Source organism: Geodermatophilus amargosae (assembly GCF_041028265.1).
Lineage (GTDB): Bacteria > Actinomycetota > Actinomycetes > Mycobacteriales > Geodermatophilaceae > Geodermatophilus > Geodermatophilus amargosae_A.
The window spans coordinates 21,278-44,283 of sequence record NZ_JABGCW010000008.1; the positions used below are offsets into that span (position 1 = coordinate 21,278).

At 74.8% G+C, this 23,006-nt stretch carries 24 protein-coding genes; 14 read left to right on the forward strand and 10 right to left on the reverse strand.

Annotated features, from left to right (window positions below; all coding sequences use genetic code 11):
• Positions 1-74 precede the first annotated feature (74 nt).
• Entirely contained in the window at positions 75-863 is a 789-nt protein-coding gene (locus tag HLV61_RS10720) for an alpha/beta fold hydrolase (protein WP_369255149.1), read from the forward strand.
• 46 nt (positions 864-909) lie between these two features.
• Here HLV61_RS10720 and HLV61_RS10725 read toward each other — a convergent pair whose 3' ends face one another.
• From HLV61_RS10725 to HLV61_RS10745, 5 genes are all read right to left on the reverse strand, one after another.
• Entirely contained in the window at positions 910-1,575 is a 666-nt protein-coding gene (locus HLV61_RS10725; RefSeq protein ID WP_369255151.1) for a hypothetical protein, read from the reverse strand.
• 19 nt (positions 1,576-1,594) lie between these two features.
• Positions 1,595-1,897 carry an STAS domain-containing protein gene (locus HLV61_RS10730; RefSeq protein ID WP_369255153.1) on the reverse strand — a complete coding sequence of 101 codons (303 nt, stop codon included), beginning with the start codon at positions 1,895-1,897 and terminating at the stop codon, positions 1,595-1,597.
• Between the two features lie 68 nt (positions 1,898-1,965).
• Positions 1,966-2,565 carry a GerMN domain-containing protein gene (locus HLV61_RS10735; protein ID WP_369255155.1) on the reverse strand — a complete coding sequence of 200 codons (600 nt, stop codon included), beginning with the start codon at positions 2,563-2,565 and terminating at the stop codon, positions 1,966-1,968.
• Positions 2,562-3,932 carry a sensor histidine kinase gene (locus HLV61_RS10740; RefSeq protein ID WP_369255157.1) on the reverse strand — a complete coding sequence of 457 codons (1,371 nt, stop codon included), beginning with the start codon at positions 3,930-3,932 and terminating at the stop codon, positions 2,562-2,564. The genes HLV61_RS10735 and HLV61_RS10740 overlap by 4 nt, the downstream gene beginning before the upstream one ends.
• Positions 3,929-4,639 (reverse strand): response regulator, encoded by a 711-nt coding sequence (locus HLV61_RS10745; protein WP_369255159.1) that lies wholly within the window; start codon positions 4,637-4,639, stop codon positions 3,929-3,931. The genes HLV61_RS10740 and HLV61_RS10745 overlap by 4 nt, the downstream gene beginning before the upstream one ends.
• Positions 4,640-4,790: 151 nt before the next feature.
• Between HLV61_RS10745 and HLV61_RS10750 the strand changes: the two genes are divergently transcribed.
• From HLV61_RS10750 to HLV61_RS10790, 9 genes are all read left to right on the forward strand, one after another.
• The gene (locus HLV61_RS10750) at positions 4,791-5,165 is read left to right on the forward strand and encodes an STAS domain-containing protein (RefSeq protein WP_369255161.1); all 375 of its coding nucleotides are present in this window, start codon (positions 4,791-4,793) and stop codon (positions 5,163-5,165) included.
• A 154-nt stretch (positions 5,166-5,319) separates the two neighbouring features.
• A complete protein-coding gene (locus HLV61_RS10755; protein WP_369255163.1) occupies positions 5,320-5,982 on the forward strand; it encodes a GntR family transcriptional regulator in 663 nt (220 codons plus the stop codon).
• Positions 5,983-6,200: 218 nt separating this feature from the next.
• Positions 6,201-7,637, forward strand: coding sequence for an MFS transporter (locus HLV61_RS10760; RefSeq protein WP_369255165.1), 1,437 nt, complete (start codon positions 6,201-6,203; stop codon positions 7,635-7,637).
• 18 nt (positions 7,638-7,655) lie between these two features.
• A complete protein-coding gene (locus HLV61_RS10765) occupies positions 7,656-8,531 on the forward strand; it encodes a transketolase (protein ID WP_369255167.1) in 876 nt (291 codons plus the stop codon).
• Entirely contained in the window at positions 8,528-9,583 is a 1,056-nt protein-coding gene (locus tag HLV61_RS10770; RefSeq protein WP_369255169.1) for a transketolase family protein, read from the forward strand. The genes HLV61_RS10765 and HLV61_RS10770 overlap by 4 nt, the downstream gene beginning before the upstream one ends.
• Positions 9,584-9,637: 54 nt before the next feature.
• Positions 9,638-10,399 carry an SDR family NAD(P)-dependent oxidoreductase gene (locus HLV61_RS10775; RefSeq protein ID WP_369255171.1) on the forward strand — a complete coding sequence of 254 codons (762 nt, stop codon included), beginning with the start codon at positions 9,638-9,640 and terminating at the stop codon, positions 10,397-10,399.
• A 122-nt stretch (positions 10,400-10,521) separates the two neighbouring features.
• Positions 10,522-11,394, forward strand: coding sequence for a pyruvate, water dikinase regulatory protein (locus HLV61_RS10780; RefSeq protein WP_369255173.1), 873 nt, complete (start codon positions 10,522-10,524; stop codon positions 11,392-11,394).
• On the forward strand, positions 11,391-13,802 hold the full coding sequence (ppsA, locus tag HLV61_RS10785; protein ID WP_369255175.1) for a phosphoenolpyruvate synthase: 2,412 nt from the start codon (positions 11,391-11,393) through the stop codon (positions 13,800-13,802). Before HLV61_RS10780 ends, ppsA begins: the two co-directional genes overlap by 4 nt.
• Positions 13,803-13,914: 112 nt before the next feature.
• Positions 13,915-16,248, forward strand: coding sequence for a glycoside hydrolase family 65 protein (locus HLV61_RS10790; protein ID WP_369255177.1), 2,334 nt, complete (start codon positions 13,915-13,917; stop codon positions 16,246-16,248).
• A gap of 22 nt (positions 16,249-16,270) precedes the next feature.
• Here the strand turns inward: HLV61_RS10790 and HLV61_RS10795 are convergent, their stop codons facing one another.
• A complete protein-coding gene (locus tag HLV61_RS10795) occupies positions 16,271-17,056 on the reverse strand; it encodes a transglycosylase domain-containing protein (RefSeq protein WP_369255179.1) in 786 nt (261 codons plus the stop codon).
• Between the two features lie 476 nt (positions 17,057-17,532).
• On the opposite strand from HLV61_RS10795, the gene HLV61_RS10800 reads away from it, so the two are divergent.
• Positions 17,533-18,735, forward strand: coding sequence for an MFS transporter (locus tag HLV61_RS10800; protein ID WP_369255181.1), 1,203 nt, complete (start codon positions 17,533-17,535; stop codon positions 18,733-18,735).
• A 118-nt stretch (positions 18,736-18,853) separates the two neighbouring features.
• Here HLV61_RS10800 and HLV61_RS10805 read toward each other — a convergent pair whose 3' ends face one another.
• Entirely contained in the window at positions 18,854-19,039 is a 186-nt protein-coding gene (locus HLV61_RS10805; protein WP_369255183.1) for an RGCVC family protein, read from the reverse strand.
• A 38-nt stretch (positions 19,040-19,077) separates the two neighbouring features.
• A complete protein-coding gene (locus HLV61_RS10810; protein WP_369255185.1) occupies positions 19,078-19,326 on the reverse strand; it encodes a hypothetical protein in 249 nt (82 codons plus the stop codon).
• A 173-nt stretch (positions 19,327-19,499) separates the two neighbouring features.
• Here HLV61_RS10810 and HLV61_RS10815 point away from each other — a divergent pair, with 173 nt between their 5' ends.
• Both HLV61_RS10815 and HLV61_RS10820 read left to right on the forward strand, forming a co-directional pair.
• A complete protein-coding gene (locus HLV61_RS10815; RefSeq protein ID WP_369255188.1) occupies positions 19,500-19,622 on the forward strand; it encodes a hypothetical protein in 123 nt (40 codons plus the stop codon).
• A 69-nt stretch (positions 19,623-19,691) separates the two neighbouring features.
• The gene (locus tag HLV61_RS10820; RefSeq protein ID WP_369255190.1) at positions 19,692-19,979 is read left to right on the forward strand and encodes a DUF6343 family protein; all 288 of its coding nucleotides are present in this window, start codon (positions 19,692-19,694) and stop codon (positions 19,977-19,979) included.
• A gap of 43 nt (positions 19,980-20,022) precedes the next feature.
• On the opposite strand, the gene HLV61_RS10825 is transcribed toward HLV61_RS10820, so the two are convergent.
• On the reverse strand, positions 20,023-21,525 hold the full coding sequence (locus tag HLV61_RS10825) for an amidohydrolase family protein (RefSeq protein WP_369255192.1): 1,503 nt from the start codon (positions 21,523-21,525) through the stop codon (positions 20,023-20,025).
• A gap of 173 nt (positions 21,526-21,698) precedes the next feature.
• Between HLV61_RS10825 and HLV61_RS10830 the strand changes: the two genes are divergently transcribed.
• Positions 21,699-22,562 (forward strand): dioxygenase family protein, encoded by an 864-nt coding sequence (locus tag HLV61_RS10830; protein ID WP_369255194.1) that lies wholly within the window; start codon positions 21,699-21,701, stop codon positions 22,560-22,562.
• Positions 22,563-22,572: 10 nt separating this feature from the next.
• Here HLV61_RS10830 and HLV61_RS10835 read toward each other — a convergent pair whose 3' ends face one another.
• On the reverse strand, positions 22,573-22,983 hold the full coding sequence (locus HLV61_RS10835) for a nuclear transport factor 2 family protein (RefSeq protein ID WP_369255196.1): 411 nt from the start codon (positions 22,981-22,983) through the stop codon (positions 22,573-22,575).
• Positions 22,984-23,006 lie beyond the last annotated feature (23 nt).

Here is a 23,006-nt window from a genome sequence, read left to right on the forward strand (position 1 = left end):
CGCGCACCTCGTCCGGAAGCACCCCACGTGCCCGAGGCGTTGTGGGGGTGTCCCCGGCGCGGTTGGCTGGCCGGGTGCGGACCCGGGTGGAGGAGGTGGTGGTCCACTCCGTCGAGCACGGGACCGGCCGGCCCGTGCTGGTGCTGCACGGCGCGGGCGTCGACCACCGCGAGGCCGAGGCCTGCTTCGAGCCGGCGCTCGACGGCGTCGCCGGGCTGCGGCGGATCTACCCCGACCTGCCCGGGACGGGCCGGACGACGGCTCCGCCGACGCTGGGCAGCGCTGACGACGTCCTCGACACGCTGCTCGGCTTCGCCGACGAGGTCACCGGCGCGACGGCGTACCTGCTGATCGGCCACTCGGCGGGCGCCTACTTCGCACAGGCCATGGCCGCGCGGCGCCCGGAGCGGGTGGTCGGCCTGGCGCTGGTCTGCCCGCTGCTGCCGGCGACGCGCGACGTCCCGCCCCACCGCGTCGTCGCCGGGCCCGGCAGGCTGGGGGACGACGGGTTCCGGAGCTACTTCGTGGTCCAGACGCCGGAGATGCTCGACCGGTACGAGCGCGTCGTCGCCCCGGCCGCCGCCCTGCTCGACGAGGCGGCGCTCGAGCGGATCGGCCGGCGGTGGCAGCTCGCCCCCCACCCCGCGCCGGCCTACGCGGGGCCGGCGGTGGTCGTGGCGGGGCGGCTGGACTCGACCGTCGGGTACGCCGCCGCCGCGGACCTCCTCGGCGCCCATCCGCACGCCTCGCTCGCCGTGCTCGACGACGCCGGCCACGCGCTGCCCCACGAGCAGCCGGAACTCCTGCGCGCCCTCCTCGCCGAGTGGCTCGCCCGCGTCGAGCGATCGGGCCGGTCGGGGTGATCGCCCTCGACGGGGACGGACGGCCTGCCGCGGGGCCCGGGGGTCCTCACCCCGGCGCGTCCGCGGACCGCCCCACGTAGCGCTCGGGCGGCTCGTCGGGTCCTCCGGTGAGCCACCGGGTGGTGCCCGCGGGGTCGCGCCGGGAGAACTCGTCGACCACGAGTGCGCGCACCTCGGCGCGCGCTCCGTCGGAGGCGGGTCCGGACCGGATCCCGGTGCCGTGCCACTCGTCGAACAGGACGTCCAGGGGCACCGACGCGAGGACCTGGCGCAGCAGCTCCGCATCCTGGCCGGCGCGCGTCCGGGCCGGGCGGGTGCCCGCCGGCCGGACGGCCTCGGCGGCCAGCCAGCGTCCGAACGCGGCCGTGCCCAGCAGCAGGGTCACGACGACGATCCCGCTCCCGAGGGTGTCCAGCGACGTCGTGCCCGCGAGTGCGGCGGGGAGTGTGCCACCCGCTGCTCCGGCCAGCGCGGGGTGCGGCAGCCCGGGCAGTTCGGCGGAGCAGCGGTGGTGGAGCGACGTGCAGCCCAGCACCGCGACCACCGCCCCCAGCGCACCGAGCGTCAGCGAGGTCCACGGGTGCAGCAACCCGCCCAGCGCGACCAGGGGGACGTACACGACGAGCAGCGCCGCGGAGACGGCCCGGCGTACAGCGGTGGGGGAGGTCCTCCCGGGTCGGGTGTCGGGACGTCCGGTGCGGTCGGTGGCCATCGCGTCCGCCGGCGGCGCGTCAGGCCAGGGGCGCCGGGCTCGTAGGGGGAGCGAGCAGGCGCAGCTCGCCGCCGCCGGCCGCCATCGTCCGCTCGAGGTCGCGCAGGACGCGCAGGCCGGCGAGGTCGGCGCCTCGCACGTCCGCCAGGTCGAGCAGCACCCGGGCGTGGCCGCTCCGGCGCAGGCTCTCGACGGTGCCGCGGAGGAGGTCGGCGCCCTGCACCGTGAGGTGGCCGCTGACCCGCACGGAGCCCCGGCGGGAGACGACCACCTCGGTCGTCGCTCGACGGTCGTCGCCCTGGAGTGCTCCGGTGGTGCCCATGGCCCCACCCTGACAGCCGGCGCCGACCGCGCCCAGCCTCGACGCCGACTCGTCACGGGACCGCAAAGTCAGGACGGCGGGCTCACCAGCAGTGGGTCGTAGTCGGCCGCCTCGAGCGGGTCGGCGGAGAGCTCCCCCGAGGGCAGCGGGGCCTCGAGCGGGTCGCCGTCCCGGGTGAGCAGCACGGCCTCCACCTCCGGCAGGCTCGTGGCGGTCAGCACGATCTGCGCCACGGCCAGCCGGCTCTGCAGGCCCGACGGCACCTCGCCCGGACCGGTCAGGTCGATGGTCACCGTGTCGCCGTCCACCGCCGCCACCGCCAGCCCGACGCCCGGGGCGAGCGCCGTCGTCAGCTCGCCGTCCCGTTCACCGCTGGTCGGGCCGGCGGCGAGCTGGGCGAGCAGGTCGTCCAGGCGCGTCCGGAGGTCCCCTTCCGCGACGTCGCGTCCGGTGGGGACGACGACGTCGTCCGGCGTGAGGAGGTACACCCGGGGCCGGTCGCCGAGCGGCGGGACCGGGGACGGTGCCGTGCTCGTCGGGGCGGAGGACAGCAGGCCGTAGGGGACGTCGGACGGCGCGATGGCCTCGGGGGCGCCACCCGTGGACACCCCGCAGCCGGCCAGCGCGACGAGCGTCGCGACGGTGACGAGCCGGGCCGGCGCCCTCACGTCCCCTCCGCGGGCAGTGACAGGGTCATGCGGGCTCCTCCGTCGGGGCCGGCCGAGCACCAGGCGGCCCCGCCGTGCCGGGCGGCGGTCTCGGCGACGATGGCCAGGCCGAGCCCGGCTCCGGTCCGGGACCCCCGCGCGGCCCGCGGCCCGCGGACGAAGCGCTCGAAGACGCGCTCGCGGTCCTCGGCCGGCACGCCGGGTCCCGCGTCGTCCACGGTCAGCACCACGGAGCCGTCGCGGCGTTCGACGCCCACGCGGCAGGGGCCCCCCGCGTGGCGGTCGGCGTTGTCGAGGAGGTTCCGCACGGCGCGCTCCAGCTGCAGCTTGTCCCCGAGGACGACGGTCCGGGCGTCGTCGTCGGACCGGAGGAGTGCCGCCGGCCGTCCGCCGACCGCGAGCACCTCCCGGGCCAGGGCGCCGAGGGAGACCGGAGGACGTTCGTCCGGGGCCGCGTCGTCGTCGAGCCGCGCCAGCTCGAGCAGGTCCTCGAGGGTCGCCCGGAACGCGGCCAGCTGCTGCTGTACCAGGTCCAGCGCCTGCCGGGAGCGCGGGCTCAGCTCCGCCTGGCGGGTGGCGAGCACCTCGACGCTGGTCACCAGGCTGGTCAGGGGGCTCCGTAGCTCGTGGCTGACGTCCCCGACGAAGCGGGCGTCCCGCTCGATCCGCGCGGCCAGCGCGTCGACCATCGTGTTGAAGCTGCCGACGATGGCCACGAGGTCCGGGTCGTCGGTCGGCGGCAGCCGGGTGCTCACCTCGCCGGCGGCGATCCGCGCGGCCGCCCCGGCGACCTGGTCCAGGGGGTGGACGACGCGTCGGCTGGCCCACAGGCCGAACGCCGCGCCGGCGGCGGTGGCGGCCAGCGCGCCGGCCGCCAGCACCGCCGCGAGGGTGTGCAGCACCGACTGCAGCTCGGACAGCGGGGCGACCTCGTAGAACTCCAGGTCCCCGGTCGTCACGGGGACGCCGACGACCAGCCGGGGGCCGTCGGGGGAGGGGGCGCGCACCCGGCCGGCCGAGCCGGACCCGACGAGGTCCTGCAGCTCGTCCGGGACGTCGAGGGCGCCGACGTCGAGGCTCGAGGAGTACCAGGACCCGCCGGTGCGGACGACGACGTCCGCCCCGCCCGAGGACAGTTCGGCCAGCGCGTCGGTGACCTCCGTGCCGGAGGTGGCCAGCCGGCTGCGCAGCAGGTCGGCGTGGACGAAGGCGGTGCGGGTGGCCGCAGCCTCCCGCTGGTCGAGGAGGTAGTTGCGGGCCAGCAGGAAGGTCGTGACGACCAGGACCGCCGAGACGAGGAGCGCACCGGCGGCGAAGGCGAGGACGATGCGCGCGCGCAGGCCGCGGGGCCCGAGCGCCGGTCTCACTGCGGGTCCAGCCGGTAGCCCAGCCCCCGGACGGTCTGCACCAGCCGCGGTGCGCTCGCGTCGAGCTCGACCTTGGTGCGCAGCCGGCGGATGTGCACGTCGACGATCCGCTCGTCGCCGAAGTAGCCGTGCTGCCACACGCGCTCCAGCAGGTCCTGCCTGCTGAGCACCCGGCCGGGCACCGCCGCCAGCTCGCACAGCAGGCGGAACTCGGTGACCGTCAGCGGCAGCTGCTCGTCGCCCCGGTGCGCGGTCCCGCGCGCCTCCCGCAGGACCAGGGGGGCGTCGGGGTGCCGGTCGAGGACGACCTCGTCCGGCCCGGTGTCGGCCGCCGGGCGGGCCGGGCCGGACCTCCGCCGCAGCGCGCGCAGCCGCGCGGTGATCTCCTTGACGTGGAACGGCTTGGTCACGTAGTCGTCGGCGCCCGCCTCCAGGGCCGCGACGATGTCGTGCGTGTCGGCGCGGGCGCTGACGACGATGATCGGCAGGTCGTGCCTGCGCCGGACGTGGCGGACGACGCCGAACCCGTCCATCCGGCCGAGCATCAGGTCCAGCAGCATGACGTCGGGCGGGGCGGCGTCCACCAGCGCGCAGGCCTCCTCGCCGCTCACCGCCTCCTCGACGGTGTAGCCCTCGTCCTCCAGGGCCCACCGCAGCGACGTGCGGATGGGGTCGTCGTCCTCGACGACGAGCAGACGCGGCGACACGTCCGTCCATGCTGCCACCGGTGACCGGCCGTCATCCACGCGGCGGCCGACCGTCACGGGATCGCAAAGGTCCGGCCCCGCGGATCGCAACGTCCCGCGGGCACGCTCGACGGCGGTGCCCTCCGGTGGCACCGACGTCCGGGAGGAACGCATGACCAGCGTGGCGATGCGCCGAGAGGTCCGTCCGGGAGCCGAGGACGAGGTCGTCGTCCGGCTCGACGAGGCGCTGCTGGCCGACGGCCTCGCCGACGTCCGGTGGCTGCTGCACGACGCCCTGCTCGCCGGGGCACGCCGCATCGTCGTCGACCTGTCCCGGGCGCACTCCCTGGGCAGCCCCGCGCTCGCGAGCTTCCTCTGGGCCCACCGCATCTGCCGCGCGCGGGGCGGGGCGGTGGTCCTGCGGGGGGCCGACCGGCGGATCCGCGACACGGTGCACCGCACGGGCCTGTGGCGGGTGCTGCAGCTGCAGGGCGGCGGAGGCCGGAGCGACGGCCGGCGGGCAGCGGCCGGGCGCGGCGACGGCTGACCCAGCCGGCGACCGGGCCGCCCGGGGAGGCGCACCGTCCCGCCCGGGGCGGGAGGCCGCGCCGGGCGTCGTCGCCGCCCCTCGTCGACGTGGTGTCGACAGTCGGCCCGTCGACAGCCCGGCGCTAGGATCCCGGCGAACGAGGAGGAACGTCGTGAGCACCGAGCCGCTGGCCAGCCTGGACCGCAGCACGCTGCGGGAACGGGCCCTGGACTCGGTCCGGTCGGCGATCGTCTCCGGCCAGTACCGCCCGGGTGACCACCTCAGCGAGGTCGAGCTCGCCGGCTCGCTCGGGGTCAGCCGCGGCACCGTCCGCGAGGCCCTGCGGCACCTCCAGCAGGAGGGGCTCGTGTCCGCCGGGCACCGCGGGATGCTCCGGGTCAGCAGCCTGACGTCGGTCGAGGTCCGGGAGCTGTTCGCGGTCCGCGCGGCCCTCGAGGGGATGGCGGTCCGCGCCATCATCGCCTCGCCACGGCGGCAGGACGCCGTGCGTGGGCTGCGCGCGGCGCTCGAGCACCTCGCCGACGAGAGCGAGGACTTCCCCGCGCGCATCGACGCCGACCTCGCCTTCCACCTGCAGCTGTGCCGGCTGTCGGGCAACTCCATGCTCGTGGAGTCCTGGCGGCACCTCGAGGGCCGTATGCGGGTCGCCATCCTGAACGGTGCGGCGTGGCAGGCGCCGATGATGGCGCGGGACCGGCACGCGCCGATCGTCGACGCGATCGAGGAGGCCGACGTCCCCGCGGCGGTGCGGATCGTCGACGAGCACATGGCCGCGGCGGCCGAGCGCTTCTCCGCGTCTCCCGACCCCGCCTGACCGCCCCGGCGGGAGCGGCTCGGGGACCTCCTGGGGAGCGTCCCGGGTGCCTCGTCCCGACCGGCGGATCGGAGGGCCGGCGCGTGCGCGCCGGATCCGGCGGTCCGGAGCGGGCCTTGACAGTGTGGCGCGGGCCACCCCACACTCCTCGTCAGTTGACTGTTAACAGTCGACACCAGCGGCCACTGGATCCCCGCCCGCGCTCACCGGAGGTCACCATGACCGAACGGCCCGCCCCGCACCCGGACCCCCACCTCCGGGAGGTCGCCGAGTGGCACCCCGTCGACGGCACGCCGACCAAGAAGAAGGTCGCCGTCGGGTGCTCGATCGGCGCGACGATCGAGACCTACGACTTCATCGGCTTCGGCACCGCCGCCGCCCTGTACTTCAACGACGCCTTCTTCCCGGCGAACGACCCCCTGTCGGGGACCCTGCTGTCGTTCGCGACGCTGGGCGTCGGCTTCGCGGTGCGCCCGCTCGGCGGCATCATCGGCGGCCACCTCGGTGACCGGATCGGCCGCAAGCCGGTCCTCGTCGGGTCCCTGCTGCTCATGGGGATCGCGACCGTCCTGATCGGCCTCCTGCCCACGTACGACCAGGTGGGCGTCTGGGCCCCGATCCTGCTCGTCGTCGTCCGCGTCGTGCAGGGCCTCGCCTTCGGCGCCGAGTGGGGCGGCGCGATCCTCATGTGCTTCGAGCACGCCCCCTGGCGCAAGCGCGGTCTCTACACCGGCATCACGCAGGCCGGCTTCCCCGTCGGCCTGCTGCTGGCCAACCTGGCCTTCCTCGCCAGCGTGCCGCTGGGTGGCTCGTGGGCGTGGCGGGTGCCGTTCCTGCTCAGCGCCGTGCTGATCGTCGTCGGCATCCTCATCCGGCTCAAGCTCGAGGAGTCCCCGGAGTTCGAGGAGCTCAAGCAGGAGGGCGAGGTCTCCAAGAACCCCATGCTCGAGGTCCTGCGCGACGACTGGCGCAACGTGCTGCGCGCCTTCTGCCTGCGGATCGCCGAGACCGCCGGCTACGCCGTCTCCGTCACCTTCATGCTGTCCTACCTGGTGAGCGAGGACCTCGCCGAGCGTCCGGTCTCGCTGACCGCGCTCATGGTCGCGGCCGGGATCGGCATCGTCGCCACCGTCTTCTTCGGCGCGCTCACCGACCGGATCGGGCGGCGCCCGGTGTACCTGCTCGGCACCGCGGTGATGGTGCTGTGGGCCGTCCCGCTGTTCCTGCTCATCAACACCGGCGCGGCGGCGGCGATCGTGCTGACCTTCGTCGTGAGCTACGCGGTCTGCCAGAACTCCCTGGCCGGCGTGCAGGGGGCGTGGTTCCCCGAGCTCTTCGCGGCCAAGACCCGCACCAGCGGTGCCTCCCTGGCCTACCAGCTCTCCGCCGTCGTCTCCGGCTTCACCCCCCTCATCGCCACCGGGCTCTACGCGGGCTTCGGCTGGGTCGGCCCGGCGCTGCTCTTCGGCGCCTACGGGCTCCTCGGCCTCGTCGCCGCCCTCGGGACCCCGGAGACCTGGGGCCGGGCGGAGCGCGAGGCGGTCGACGCCCTGCAGCGGATCACCACGGCACCGACCACACCGGGCGGCGGTGCCCCCACCCCGCGCACCGCGGCGGACGAGCGGCAGCTCGCCACCGACTCGGCGACCGACTGACCCCCGAGGAGCAGCGTCATGACCTCCCTGACCACCCCGCAGACGGCTCCGGCGGCCGGCGACCGCGCGCAGCGGATCGAGCGGATCCGCCAGGCCGCCACCCGCATCCGGCGCAACGCCCTCGACATGGGCGAGGTCCAGGGGCAGGGCTACATCGGCCAGGCGCTCGGCGTCGCCGACGTCCTCGCCGTCGTCTACACCGACCAGCTCCGGTACCGGCCGGAGGACCCCCACTGGCCCGACCGGGACCGCTTCCTGCTCTCCATCGGCCACTACGCCATCGCCCTCTACGCGGCCCTGGCCGAGGCGGGGACCCTCCCGCTCGCCGAGCTGGAGACCTACGGCTCCGACGACTCGCGGCTGCCCATGTCGGCGATGGCGTCCTACACGCCCGGCACGGAGATCTCCGGCGGGTCGCTCGGCCACGGGCTCGGGGTGGCCACCGGCATGGCCCTCGGGCTGCGGCACCTCGGCAACGGCGCGCGGGTCTACGACCTGCTCTCCGACGGCGAGCTCGACGAGGGCTCGACCTGGGAGGCGGCGATGTCCTGCGCCCACCACGGCCTGGACAACGTGACGGCGATCGTCGACGTCAACGCCCTGCAGGCCGACGGCCCCACCGCCGGCGTCCTGCGCACCGAGCCGGTGACCGACAAGTGGCGCGCCTTCGGCTGGCACGCCGTCCGCGTCGACGGCAACGACGTCGCCGCGCTCGTCGACGCCTTCGACGAGGTCCGCGCGCACCGGGGCTCGCCGTCGGTCGTCATCTGCGACACCCGCGTCGGCTGCGGCGTGCCGCTGCTGGAGGGCCGGGAGAAGGCCCACTTCATGCGGGTCGAGGAGCACGAATGGCAGATCGCCCGCGACCAGCTGCAGGAAGGACCGGCCCGATGACCAGCACCGCCCCCCGCAAGAGGCTCACCACCTCGGCGATGATCGCCTCCTTCGCCGACCCCGGCCAGCGCACGACCAGCGCTCCCTTCGGGCACGCCCTCAACCGGCTGGCCGAGGAACGGCCGGAGGTCGTCGGGCTGTCGGCCGACCTGGCCAAGTACACCGACATGCACGTGTTCCGCGACGCCCACCCGGACCGCTTCTTCCAGATGGGCATGGCCGAGCAGGTCATGCTGGGCGCGGCGGCCGGGATGGCCGAGGTGGGACTGGTGCCCTTCGCGTCCACCTACTCGGTCTTCGCCACCCGGCGCGCCTACGACTTCCTCTGCCTCGACATCGCCGAGCCGAACCTGAACGTCAACGTCGTCGGTGCCCTGCCCGGGCTCACCACCGGCTACGGGCCCAGCCACCAGGCCACCGAGGACCTGGCGATCCTGCGCGGCTGCCCGAACCTGACGATCGTCGACCCCTGCGACTCCGTCGACATCGAACAGGCCGTGCCCGCGCTGGCGGCCGCCCCGGGACCCACCTACCTGCGGCTGCTGCGCGGAGCGGTGCCCACGGTGCTCGACGAGTACGACTACCGCTTCGAGCTCGGCCGGGCGGCCGAGCTGCGCACCGGGCGCGACGTCGTGCTCATCTCCACCGGGCTGATGACCATGCGGGCACTGCAGGCCGCGGCGCGCCTGGAGGCCGACTCCGTCGACGTCGCCGTCCTGCACGTGCCGACCATCAAGCCGCTGGACACCGAGGCGATCCTGCGCGCCGCCCGCACGGACCGGCTCGTGGTCACCCTCGAGAACCACACGGTGGTCGGGGGGCTGGCGGAGTCCGTCGCCTCGACGCTGGCCTTCGCCGGCGTCGGCACCCGGGTGGTGCCCGTCGCGCTGCCCGACGAGTTCCTCGCCGCCGGCGCCCTGCCCACCCTGCACGACCGCTACGGGCTGTCCACCGACGCCGTCGTCGCCCGGGTCCGCGCCGAGCTCGGCGGCGACGGCCGGCACCGGCCGCCCGCGGCCTGGTCCGCCGATCCCGCCCCCGCCACCGCCTGAACCGCCACCGCCCGAACCGCACCCACCGAACCCCTGAGATCCCTGGAGGACACCGTGTCCGTCACCGACAGGACCGCCGTCGTCACCGGCGCCGGCTCCACGCGCGGCATCGGCCGCGCCACCGCCCACGCCCTCGCCGCCGCGGGGTGGCACGTCGCCGTCCTCGACCTCGACGAGGCCAGTGCCAAGGACGCCGCCCACGAGGTCGCCGGACGCCGCGGCGTGCAGGCCGTCGGCATCGGCTGCGACGTCACCGACGAGACCTCGGTGGAGAGCGCGCTCGGCGTCCTGGACGGGGCGCTGCCCCCGGTCGGCGCGCTGGTCAACAACGCCGGGATCACCTCACCGACGCCCTTCCTCGAGGTCAGCGGGCAGGAGTGGGACCGCATCTTCGCCGTCAACGTGCGGGGTGCGTTCAACGTGACCCGCCGCCTGGCGCCCGGCATGGCCGAGCGCGGCTTCGGCCGCGTCGTGTTCCTCTCCTCGGTCTCGGCCGAGCGGGGCGGCGGCGTCTTCGGCGGGGTGGCCTACTCCGCGGCCAAGGCCGGGCAGCTGGGCTTCACCCGGGCCCTCGCCCGCGAGCTGGGCCCGCACGGCGTCACGGTCAACGCCGTCGCCCCCGGGTTGATCGACACCGACATCACCGGTGGAGCCCTCGAGGGCGAGCGCAAGGCGCAGCTCGTCGCCGGCATCCCCGTCGGGCGCGCCGGCGACGTCCACGACGTCGCCGACCTCATCACCTACCTCTGCCGCGAGGAATCCGGTTACATCACCGGTGCCACCTACGACGTCAACGGAGGGGCACACATCCACTGACCGCCCGCCAGCGGACAGAGGTCCACGCGCTCGCCGGTGGCCGGGGCACACCGCCACCGGCGAGCGCGGACAGCACAGATGGGGGAGCACCCGTGCCCAGGCCGCCGTCGACCGATCCGTCCGTGGACCCCGAGCCGGACGCCGGCGAGGAGGCGGTCGTCCCGGTCTTCTTCCTGTCCGACAGCACGGGGATCAGCGCCGAGACGATGGGCAACGCGCTGCTGATCCAGTTCCCCGACGTGTCCTTCGAGCGCACGCTGATCCCCTTCATCTCGACGGTCGAGCAGGCCCGCGAGGTCGTGGCCCAGCTCGACGCGGCGATGGAGGGCCCGGTGCCCCCGCTGGTGTTCACCACCGCGGCGGTCGACGAGGTCCGCGAGGAGCTGCTGCGCACCAAGGCCCCGATCATCGACTTCTTCGGGCTGCACATGAGCCGGGTGGAGGAGCAGCTGGGGGCCCGCGGGCTGCGCGAGGCCCGCCGGCTGCACGGCGTCGGTGACGTGCGGCGCTACAACGACCGGATGGCGGCGATCGAGTTCGCCATCGAGCACGACGACGGCCTGGGCTCGCGCGGGCTGGACCGCGCCGACGTGATCCTGCTGGCCCCCTCCCGGTGCGGGAAGACACCGACGGCGATGTACCTGGCCCTGCAGCACGGCCTGTTCGTGGCGAACTACCCCCTGGTCGACGAGGACCTGGAGACCACCGACCTGCCGCGCCCGGTGCGGGACCTCCGCGAGAAGTGCTTCGGGCTGACCACCACGGTGTCCCGGCTCAGCCGGGTCCGCCAGGAGCGCCGGCCCGACTCGCGGTACTCCTCCGAGGAGCAGTGCCGCTTCGAGCTGCGCCGGGCGACGTCGATGTACGAGGCTCACGACCTGCCCACGGTGGACACCTCGGCGGCCTCCGTCGAGGAGATCGCCACCGTCGTGATCCAGACCCTGGCCCGGCAACGGCGCCGCGACCTCCGTCGAGGAAGGACTCCCCGTCCATGAGCACCGACACCGCACCCGAGATCAGCACCGCGGGGGAGGGCGACAACGTCCGGTGGTTCGCCGAGCTGGGGCTGGGCGACCTGGAGGTGGTCGGCGGCAAGAACTCCTCGCTCGGCGAGATGATCTCCCACCTGGCCGACGCCGGCGTGAACGTCCCCGACGGCTTCGCCACGACGGCGGCGGCCTACCAGCGCTTCCTCGGCGACACCGGCCTGGCGCAGCGGATCGCCGAGCGGCTGCGCACGCTGGACACCGACGACGTCCGCGCGCTGTCGGCGGCCGGGAGGGAGATCCGGCAGGCCGTCGTCGAGCAGCCCTTCCCGCCGGCCCTGGAGGCCGACATCCGCAGCGCCTACGACCGGCTGGCCGGCGACGACGCGCAGGCGTCCTTCGCGGTGCGTTCCAGCGCCACGGCCGAGGACCTGCCCGACGCCTCCTTCGCCGGGCAGCAGGAGACGTTCCTCAACGTGCGGGGCATCGACGCGGTGCTGCAGGCCGTCCGGGAGGTCTACGCCTCCCTCTACAACGACCGGGCGATCGCCTACCGGGTGCACCACGGGTTCGACCACGAGGCGGTGTCGCTGTCGGCGGGCGTGCAGCGGATGGTGCGCTCCGACGTCGGGGCGTCGGGGGTGCTGTTCACCATGGACACCGAGTCCGGCTTCCGCGACGCCGTCTTCGTGACCTCGGCCTACGGCCTGGGCGAGGGTGTCGTGCAGGGGGCGGTCAACCCCGACGAGTTCTACGTCTACAAGCCGGCGCTGCGGGCCGGGCGCCCGGCGATCCTCAAGCGGGGCGTGGGGGAGAAGGCCACCAAGATGGTCTACACCGACTCTCCCGAGGTCGGCCGGACGACGGCGTTCGTCGACGTCGACCCCGCCGAGCGGCGGCGGCTGTCCCTCACCGACGACGAGGTCACCGAGCTGGCCCGCCAGGCGCTCCGGATCGAGGAGCACTACGGCCGGCCCATGGACATCGAGTGGGGCAAGGACGGCCTGACCGGGCAGCTGTTCATCCTGCAGGCGCGCCCGGAGACGGTGCAGTCCCGCTCCGGCAGCAGCACCGAGCGCTACCGGCTCACCGGCACCGGCGACGTGCTGGTCGAGGGGCGGGCGATCGGGCAGAAGATCGGGGCCGGCCCGGTCCGGGTGCTCACCGACGTCGAGGAGATGGACGCGTTCACCCCCGGCGACGTGCTCGTCGCGGACATGACCGATCCCGACTGGGAGCCGATCATGAAGCGGGCCTCGGCCATCGTCACCAACCGCGGCGGGCGCACCTGCCACGCGGCGATCATCGCCCGCGAGCTCGGCATCCCCGCCGTCGTCGGCACCGGGACCGCCACTCGCACACTGGGCGACGGCGACCCCGTCACCGTCTCCTGCGCCGAGGGCGACACCGGCGTCGTCTACGCCGGGGAGGTGGCCTTCGAGGTGGAGGAGACCCGCCTGGACGCCATGCCGGAGATCCCCACCAAGATCATGATGAACGTGGGGACGCCGGAGCAGGCCTTCGCCTTCTCCCGGCTGCCGCACGCCGGCGTCGGCCTGGCCCGGCTGGAGTTCGTCATCAACCGGCAGATCGGCATCCACCCGCGGGCGCTGCTCGAGCTCGAGGACCTCGACGCACCGCTCCGGGCCAGGATCGCGGAGCGCATCGCGGCCTATCCGTCGGCGCGGGACTTCTTCGTGCAGCGGGTCGCCGAGGGCGTCTCCATGATCGCCGCGGCCTTCGCGCCCGAGCCGGTGATCGTGCGGATGAGCGACTTCAAGTCGAACGAGTACGCCAACCTCCTCGGCGGCGAGCTGTACGAGCCGCACGAGGAGAACCCGATGATCGGCTACCGCGGGGCCTCCCGGTACCTGTCGGCGGACTTCGCCGAGTGCTTCGCCATGGAGTGCGAGGCGCTGCGGTACGTGCGCGACGAGATGGGCCTGACCAACGTCAAGATCATGATCCCGTTCGTCCGGACGGTGAAGGAGATCGAGGGCGTGGTGCGCCTGCTGGGCGAGCACGGCCTGCGCCGCGGGGAGAACGACCTGTCCGTGGTGATGATGTGCGAGCTGCCCTCCAACGCGCTGCTAGCCGGCGACTTCCTCGAGCACGTCGACGGGTTCTCCATCGGCTCCAACGACATGACGCAGCTGACCCTGGGACTCGACCGCGACTCCGCCCTCGTCGCGGGCGGCTTCGACGAGCGCGACCCGGCGGTGCTCGCGCTGCTGGAGATGGCCATCAGGGCGTGCCTGGAGCGCGGCAAGTACGTCGGCATCTGCGGCCAGGGCCCCAGCGACCACCCCGACCTCGCCGAGTGGCTGGTGGCGCAGGGCATCGGGTCGATGTCGCTGAACCCCGACACCGTCGTCGACACCTGGCTGCACCTGGCCCGCACCGCCCGCACCACCTGAGGGCGCGCACGGCCGGTCGCCGGATCGCGCGGCAGCGTGCCGACCGGTAGGACAGGGACCGGGGACGCCCTGCGCGTCCCCGATCCCTCCTCCGAGGACGCGAGGACCCCACGTGACCACCCCCCGACTGGACACCGACCCCTGGCTGGTGCACGAGCCGCACGTGGACCCCGGGGCGCTCGCCGTCACCGAGTCCGTCTTCAGCCTCTCCAACGGCTACGTCGGGGTCCGGGGGACGCTCGACGAGGTCGAGCCCTTCGGCATGCGGGGCAGCTACCTGTCCGGGGTGTACGAGACGCACCCGCTGTCCTATCCCGAGGGCGGCTACGGGCACCCCGAGGAGGGGCAGGCGATGCTCACCGTCGCCGACGGCACGCCGCTGCGCCTCCTGGTCGACGGGATCCCGCTCGACGTGCGGGAGGTCGGGCCGCAGGTCCACGAGCGCACGCTCGACCTGCGCGCCGGCACGCTCGACCGCCGCCTGTGCTGGACCACGCCGTCGGGCACGTCGCTGGAGGTGACCTCACGACGGCTCGTCTCCCTCCGGGAGCGGTCGACGGTCGCCGTGCGCTACGAGGTCCGCGCCCTGGACGGGGGCGCACACGTCGTCGTGCGGTCCGAGCTGGTCGACGGGGAGCTCACGCCCACCGGCGTGGACAACGACGACCCGCGGGTCGCGCAGGTCCTGGACCACGCCTTCGAGCCCCTCGCCTCCGTCCGCGCGGCCGGCGGTGGCGCGCTCGCGGCGCGGACCCGCCGCTCGGGCATCACCGTCGCCGCCGCGGTCGGTCACGTCGTCGACGGCGGGCGGGTGAGCACGGACGCCGATCCGCGGCGGGTCGTCACCACGGTCGCCGCCGACCTGCTGCCCGGTGAGCGGCTCACGATCGTCAAGGCCGTCACCCACACCTGGTCGCGCGAGGCCGGGGCCGACTCCGCGCTCGCCGAGGCGCGGGCCGCCCTCGACTCCGCGCTCGACCTCGGGTGGGAGGGCCTGCTCGCCGGCCAGCGGGCCGCTCTGGACGAGCTGTGGGCGACGGCCGACGTCGAGGTCGACGGCGACCCCGAGCTCCAGCAGGCGCTGCGCTACGCCGTCTTCCAGCTGTCCTGCTCCGCCGCCTGCATCTCCGGTGCCCCCGTGGGTGCCAAGGGCCTGACCGGCAGGGGGTACAGCGGCCACACGTTCTGGGACGTCGAGGGGTTCGTCCTGCCCGCCCTGTCCCTGCTGCGCCCGGACGCCGCGCGACGGCTGCTGCTGTGGCGCTCGGCCACGCTCGACCTGGCCCGGGAGCGTGCCCGGACGCTCGGGCACGCGGGGGCGTCCTTCCCCTGGCGCACGATCAGCGGGCGCGAGGTGTCCGCGTACTGGCCGGCGAGCACTGCGGCCATGCACGTCAACGCCGACGTCGCCCGCGCCTTCTGGCTCCACCAGAACGTCACCGGCGAGGACCTCGACTCCGTCGGTGGCCTCGAGGTGCTCGTCGAGACCGCCCGGCTCTGGACGTCCGTCGGCCACGAGGACGCGGCCGGCGCCTGGCACCTGTTCGGCATGACGGGGCCCGACGAGTACACCGGGGTCGTCGACGACAACGTCTTCACCAACCTGATGGCCAAGCGGAACCTCCTGCGGGCCGCCGAGGCGTGCCAGCGGCTGCAGGCCCGGGCGGCGGAGCTGGGGGTCGACCCCAGCGAGACCGCCGCGTGGCGGTCGGTGGCCGAGGCCGTCCACGTCCCGTGGGACGAGGGGCTGGGCGTGCACCCCATGAACGCGAACTTCACCGCCTACCAGGAGTGGCCCTTCGAGGAGCAGCGCGACTCCTACCCGGTGCAGGAGCACCAGCACTACTCGACGTTCTACCGGCGTCAGGTGCTCAAGCAGGCCGATCTCGTCCTGGCCCTGTGGTGGTGCCGCGAGGACTTCACCGCCGAGGAGGTGGCCCGCGACCTCGACTACTACGAGGCGCGCACCGTCCGGGACTCCTCCCTGTCCGCCGCCGTCCAGGCGGTGGTGTGCGCCCAGGCCCAGCACCCCGGCCTCGCCCTGCGCTACCTGCGGGAGTGCGCCCTCGTGGACCTGCGCGACGTGCAGGGCGACACCGACAAGGGGCTGCACCTGGCCGCGGTCGGCGGTGCGTGGCTGGCGTTCGTCGCCGGGCTCGGCGGGCTGCGCGAGGACGGCGAGGACCTCGAGATCGCGCCTCTGCTGCCGTCCCCGCTCGCGCGCACCGCGTACTGCGTGACCTGGCGCGGCCGGCTGCTGCGCGTCGAGACGACGCGGGAGGGCACGACGGTCACGCTCGTGCGCGGCGAGGGGCCGGTGACGGTCGTCGTGGACGGCGCGCCGCTGCCGGTGACGGCCACCGCACCCGGCTCCGCACCGCTGCGTGCCCCTGCTCCGCTGCTCGCCGAGCCGAGGCAGCCCGCCGGCCGCGAACCGCGCACCTGAGGGGCTGCCGGCCCTCGACGGGTCAGCGGGTGCCCTCCGCGGCGATGAGCTCGGCGACCTCCTCGGGCATCTGCGAGCAGTCCTCGTCGGAGGCCGGCTGGTCCTGGGCGAGCCCCTCGACGCCGGCGTCCTCGACGGGCCCGAAGCCCTTCTCCGCGAGGTGCCGGGGCACCCGGTCCTGCGCGTTGACCACGTGGGACCGCGAGAGCCAGCCCAGGCCGTCCTCCACGTCGAAGTCGAGGCCGCCGCCGGGCGCCCGCTGCACGTGTCCCGGGGACGGCAGCAGCCCGACCAGCTGCACGGCCCGGTCCACGGGCAGCGTCGACGGCGGGGTGTCGAAGTAGTACCAGCTGGCCGCGCAGATGCCGTAGACCCGCGGACCGAACTGGGCGTAGTTGACGTAGAGCTCGAGCATGCGGCGGTCGTCGAGCACCAGGGCCAGCTCCGCCGCCAGGCCGGCCTCGACGGCCTTGCGCCAGACGCTCATGCTCTGGGTGAGGAAGAGGTTCTTGGCCACCTGCTGCGGGATGGTCGACCCGGACGGGTCGTCCTCGCCGCGCAGGTGTGCCCCGGCGCGGCCGAACAGCTCGTCCCAGGTGAAGGCGCCCGCGCGGTAGGGGAGCGGCTGGTCCTCGTGCGCGATGACCGCCGCGAGGAGGTTGCGCGAGACGTACTCGACCGGCACGGACTGCTGGACGGCGCCCTGCTCGTTGGCCAGCATGAACGCCGTCGTCGGCGGGTCGACCCAGCGCAGGGACAGCAGGACCAGCGCCTGCAGCACGAAGGCGACCAGCAGGCCGCGGCCCACCCGGCGCCGCAGCCGCCGACGCTTCCCGGCGTCCGGGGGCGGGCCCTCGTCCGCACGGCGCCGGGACTCCGGACGACCACCGTCGCGGGACAGCGGATCCCGGGGGGCAGGGGGCGGAGCCGGCGGCCACGGCCCGGACCGCGGGGCCGGCGCGGCCTCCGGTGGGCCTGCGTACCCCGCGGGCCGGTCGTCGCCGGGTCCCGGGGGCGACCAGCGGCGGGTGGGCACCGGGTCGGTCCACTGCTGCCGGGCCGGGGTCCCGTCGGGCGAGCGGCGGCGGCGCGGTGGAAAGGGCATGGGGTGCTGTCCTCCTGTGACCTCCTGTCCCGGTGGCCAGGCTACCGGGGGGCGGTGGCCGGACGGCTCAGGCCGGCGCGAGGACGCCGCTGACCGCGGAGGTGACCAGCAGCGAGCCACCCGTCACCGGGCTGCGGCCTCCCCGGTGGTCGTGGAGCGGCCTCGTATCGTCCTCCGGCATGCGATCCACGGCGTCGGTCGACTCGGTCCGGAGCTGGGGGATGGTCGCCGTGGCGTTCGCCGCCATGTTCGCCTCGTTCGGGATCGCCTACTCCTTCGGCGCGTTCCTCGAGCCGATGGCGGCGGAGTTCGGCGCCGGTCGCGGTGCCACGTCGGTCTTCTTCGCCCTGACCTCGCTCACGTACTTCGGCCTCGGGGCCCTCAGCGGCGTCGCGGTGGACCGCTACGGCCCCCGGCGGGTGCTGCTGGTCGGTGCGCTCGCCCTCGGCGCCGGGCTGGCCGCGACGTCGCAGGCCGGGGAGCTGTGGATCGGCCTGCTCACCTACGGCCTGGGCGTCGGGGTCGGGGTGGCGTGCGCCTACGTCCCGATGGTGGCCGTCGTCAGCGGGTGGTTCGAGCGGCGGCGCACGCTCGCGATCGGGGTGGCGGTGACCGGGATCGGCCTGGGCACCCTCACCGTCGCGCCGCTGGCAGCCGCGCTGATCGGCGAGCTGGGGTGGCGGACCACCCACCTCGTGCTCGGTCTGGTCGGGGCGGCGGTGCTCGTGGTGTGCGCCCTGGTCGTCACCCGCCCGCCGGTGCAGGCCGGGCCGGCGGCGCTGACGGTGCGCGAGGCCGTGCGCAACCGCGACTACCGGCGGCTGTACCTGGCGTCGGGTCTGCTGTCCGTCGCGCTGTTCGTGCCGTTCGTGCACCTGCCCGGGTACGCCGAGGAGGCCGGCGTCGACCGGGTCGCGGCGGCGGCGCTGGTGGGGGTCATCGGCGCCGCGAGCATCGCCGGCCGGCTGGTGCTCGGGGTGGTCGCGGCCCGGACCGGTGCGCTGCGCGCCTTCCAGGGGTGCTTCCTGACCATGGGCGCGAGCTTCGCGCTGTGGGCCGTCGACGGCGGCTACGGCGTGCTGGTCGTCTTCGCCGCCGTCCTGGGGGTGGGCTACGGGGGCTTCGTCGCCCTCGGTCCCGCGGTGGTGGCCGAGCGCTTCGGCACCACCCGCCTAGGTGGGCTGCTGGGGGTGCTCTACACCAGTGCCGGGATCGGATCGGCCGTGGGTGCACCGCTGGCGGGTGTGGCGGTCGACGCCTCGGGTTCCTACGTGCCGGTCATCGCCGGGTGCCTGGCCCTCGGTCTGGTCGCCTACCTGACCGTGCTGGGCGTCGGTCGCGGTGCCGGCCGCGCTGCCGGTCGTGGTGCCGGTCGCGGGTGAGCGCCGCGGCGCGCCCCGGCCGGGGCGGAGCCGGCAGCACGGTGCGTGCACGGAACGCCGCCCGGCACGATGCCGGAGAACGTCCCGTGCACAGGACCGCCCTGGGGGCTGCGCCGGCTCAGGCGGCCGGGCAGACGCATCCGCGGGCGAGGGCGGAGTCCAGGGTGGCCCGGCAGAACCGCAGGCCGATCCGGTCGTGGGCGGACACGGGGTGGGGGCAGGCGTCGCACCCGGGCGGGGCGTCGGCGTGCGGCGTCCGCTCGTCCAGGGCGTGGCGGTCGAGGGTCGGGAGGGCAGTGGGCACGAGGGCTCCTCGGGTCGGGGTCGGGGACGGGGGACGGCTCACCAGTTCGACGGCGGGTCGCTGGCCGGGAAGGACTGCAGGCCCCACTCCTCGACGAGGTCGGTCCCCGGGGTCCCCGGGCCGGCCGCCGGCCGTCGCGCGAGCGCATCCCAGGAACGCCCGGCCGGGACGCCCCTGACGGGCACCCGTTCGCCGGTCACCGCCGCGTGCACGGTCACCGCCGCGGGCACGGTCACCGCCTCCTGCAGGAGGCGCGGGGGTGGGGGGAGATCGAGGATCAGGGGCACGGCGGTTCCTCCGTCTGCTGGTCGGGGTGTCCACCCCAGTGTGGACCTCCGGCGGGGGTGCCGTCGTCGGCTCCGGCCGGACGACCGGGCGGCCCCCTCCTTGCCCGTCCCCGGCAACGTCGGTAGGGGCAGGCCGGCCCTCTCCGCCGGCGTGTCGCCGGACTCCGGCAGGGGTGGGGGAGCGGCCCCGCCCCGGCGTGCGGTTGTTCCCGGTGTTCGGCTACGGGCTGCTCGTCGTCTGCGTCGTCCTGGTGCTGCGGGTGCTGGTCGTGGTGCTCCGGCAGGACCGGCCCTGACCTCCGACCCGGGCGTCGAGCGGTCACCGGACCCTGGTCGGCGACGGCGGACCGGAGTAGGCAGCGGGCATGGACCGCCCCCGCCGACGCCTGTCGCGTGAGGACTACCAGCGCGGTCTCCCCGACCACCACGACCCGACCGCCGGCCTCGGTGGCGCCGCGCCGGCGCAGTCGGCGCTCACGCTGCGGCTCGTGCTGGCCGCGTTCGGCCTGCTCGTCTGCACCGCCGGCGGGATCGCCTTCCTCGCCGTCGGGGCGCCGCTGTGGACGGCGGTCGTGCTGTTCGTCCTGGCGGGCGTCGCCCTCGTCGACGCCGCCGTGGTGGTCCGACGCAAGGCCCGCGGAGAACCCGGGTGACGCCGCGGGCCGGCGGGGGACGGGCAGGACGCGGGGTCCTCCGTCACCGGCCGAGGACCCGCTCCTCGCCGCCGGCGCGCTTGGACTCGTCCTTGTAGTCGGTGTACTGGTACGGGTTCTCCAGGATCTCGGCCTCGGCCTCCGGCCGTTCCGGGAACATGCCCTGCTCCCAGGCCTCCTCACCGATCTCCGCGCGCAGGTACTCGACCGTCGCCTCGACCTCGCGGCGCACGGGAGCCAGGTCGATGCCCACCAGCCTGCCGTCGTACTTCACCACCCGGCCGTCGACGACCACGGTGTGCACGTCGCCCCGCTGCGCCTGGAAGACCACGTGCCCGTACGGGTTCAGCAGCGGGAACGACACCGGTGAGGCGTCGTTCTTGACCAGCACGACGTCGGCCTTCTTGCCCTCCTGCAGGCTGCCCAGGTCGTCGCGGCCGAGCGCGGCGGCGCCGCCGCGCGTGGTCCACGCGAGGACCTGCTGCGCCCGCAGCCGCAGGTGGGTGATCGTGTCGCCCCTGAGGTGGGCGTCCATGTGCTCGGCCATCCGGTCGGCGTTCAGCGTGGCCCGCATCGCGGAGAACATGTCGCCGCTCCACCACACGCTGGTGTCCATCGACAGCGAGACGGGGATCCCGTACTGGAGCACCTGCTCGGTGGGCGCGTGCCCCTGGCCGGCGCTGCACTCCGACTCCGTGGCCACCGAGATGGACCCGCCCGTGGCGGCGATCCGCTGGTAGCTGTCCCGGGTGAGGGTCGAGGCGTGCACGTACACCGTCTCCGGGGTCATGAACCCGTTCTCGTGCATGAGCCGGATGCCGTCGTCGTTCGTGGCGCCCCAGACCCCGGCGTGGGTCGTCACCGGGATGCCGAGCTCACGCGCCACCTCGAAGGCCGCCTTCTCGGGGAAGGCCGGGTCCCCGGTGACGTCGAAGGCCACCTGCACGCCCATCCGGTCGTCGGCGTCGTCGCGCAGCCGCTCCAGCAGCGAGCGGACGGCGGGGTCGGCGGTCCACTCCCACGGGCCGGCCTGGATGTTGCCGTAGGCGAGGACGAACCGGCCGGGCACCGAGCGGAGCGCCTCGAGGGCGGCCTCGCCGTGGTCGATGGTGTGCAGGTTGTGCGACCAGTCGACCGTCGTCGTCACCCCGGCGTCGAGCGACTCGATGGCGGCGAGCCGGTTGCCCGCGGCGATGTCCTGCGGGCGGAACCTCCTGCCGTGCTCGAGGTAGTACCAGACGAAGTACTGCGTCAGCGTCCAGTCGGCGCCGTAGCCCCGCATGGCGGTCTGCCACATGTGGCGGTGCGTGTCGATCATGCCGGGCATGACGATGCCGCCGCGGGCGTCGACCTCCTCGGTGCCGTCGGGCACCGCGAGACCCTGGCCGACGCCGGCGATCCGGTCGTCGACGACGAGCACGTCGGCGTCCCGGAGGACCGTCGAGGCGTCGTCCATGGTCAGGACGGTGCCCCCGCGGAACACCAGCGGACGGCCGGCGGCGGGGGCGCCGCCCCCGCTCCCGCGTGCGGTACCCGGCAGGCTCATCGTGTTCTCCTCGGTCGTCGGCGGACCCCTCCCGGGCCGGTGTGCGCGCAGCGGGCCGGGCGCGGGCCGTGCCACCCTCGTGTGGCCCGGGTCACGTGTCAAGGAGACCGCGGGCGGATCCATCGACGTCGGGGACGGCGCCCGCCGTCCCTCCGGCCCGCCAGGAGGTTCCCGTGCAACCGGTCACCGAGGACACCATCACCGACCTCGCCGTCGAGCGGTGGCGGACCGCCCGCGATCCGCGGCTGGGCGAGCTCATGGCGGCACTGGTGCGCCACCTGCACGACTTCGCCCGCGAGGTCCGGCTGACCGAGGCCGAGTGGACGGCGGCGGTGCAGTGGCTCACCCGGGCCGGCCGGATCAGCGACGAGAAGCGCGAGGAGTTCATCCTCGCCTCCGACGTCCTCGGACTGTCGATGCTCGTGGTCCAGATGAACCACCGCCTCGACCCGGCGGCGACACCGGCGACGGTGCTCGGGCCCTTCCACGTCGAGGGCTCGCCGGAGCTCGGCTTCGGCGGGGACATGTCCGACGGCGTCCCCGGGACCCCGCTGTTCGTCCACGGCACCGTCCGGGACCTCGACGGCGCCCCGGTGGCCGGCGGGGTGCTCGACGTCTGGCAGGCCGACACCGAGGGCACCTACGAGTCGCAGATCCCCGGCCTCGACGAGGCCCGGCTGCGGGCGCGGTACACGACCCGCGAGGACGGCAGCTACTGCCTGCGCACCATCGTGCCGAGGGGGTACACGATCCCCATGGACGGACCGGTCGGCGACCTCGTCGGGCGCACGGGGATCAGCCACTTCCGGCCCGCGCACGTCCACTTCCTGATCGACGTGCCCGGCTACGAGCCGCTGGTCACGCACCTGTTCCAGGAGGGCGCGGAGTACCTGGACAGCGACGTCGTCTTCGGCACCAAGCCGGAACTGGTCGTCGCCTTCGAGCGGCGCGAGCCCGGTGCCACACCGGACGGCGGCACGTCGGCCACCCCCTGGGTCGAGGCCCGCTACGACTTCGTGCTGCAGCGGCAGGCGTAGGGCCCGGGACTCAGGCCGGCAGCGGCGTGGGGGCGAGCGGTGTGGGAGCGAAGGCCAGCAGCTGCCACCCGCCCGGGGTCCTGGTCCAGACCGCGAGGGCCAGGTTGTCGATCGTCCGGGGCCTGCCGTCGACGTCCAGGTCGGCGGTCATCCGGCCGACCACGACCGCGCTGTCGCCCACGACGGCGACCCGCTCCACCGGGTGGTCGATGCGCCGGTAGAGGTAGTAGCCCGAGCGCACCTTCGCGAGGTACTGGTCCTTGGTGTCCCGGACGCCGCTGGAGTGGGCGTAGCTCAGCTCGGCCGCGCACGACGCGTCGAGCGTCGGCAGGTCGGCGTCGAGCATGGCCCGGTAGCGGCGGTCCTCCGCCGCCAGCACCGCGCGTACGTCCTCGGGGTCCCCGACGTGGTCCTCGCCCATGGGTCGATGATCGCCCCGGCGCC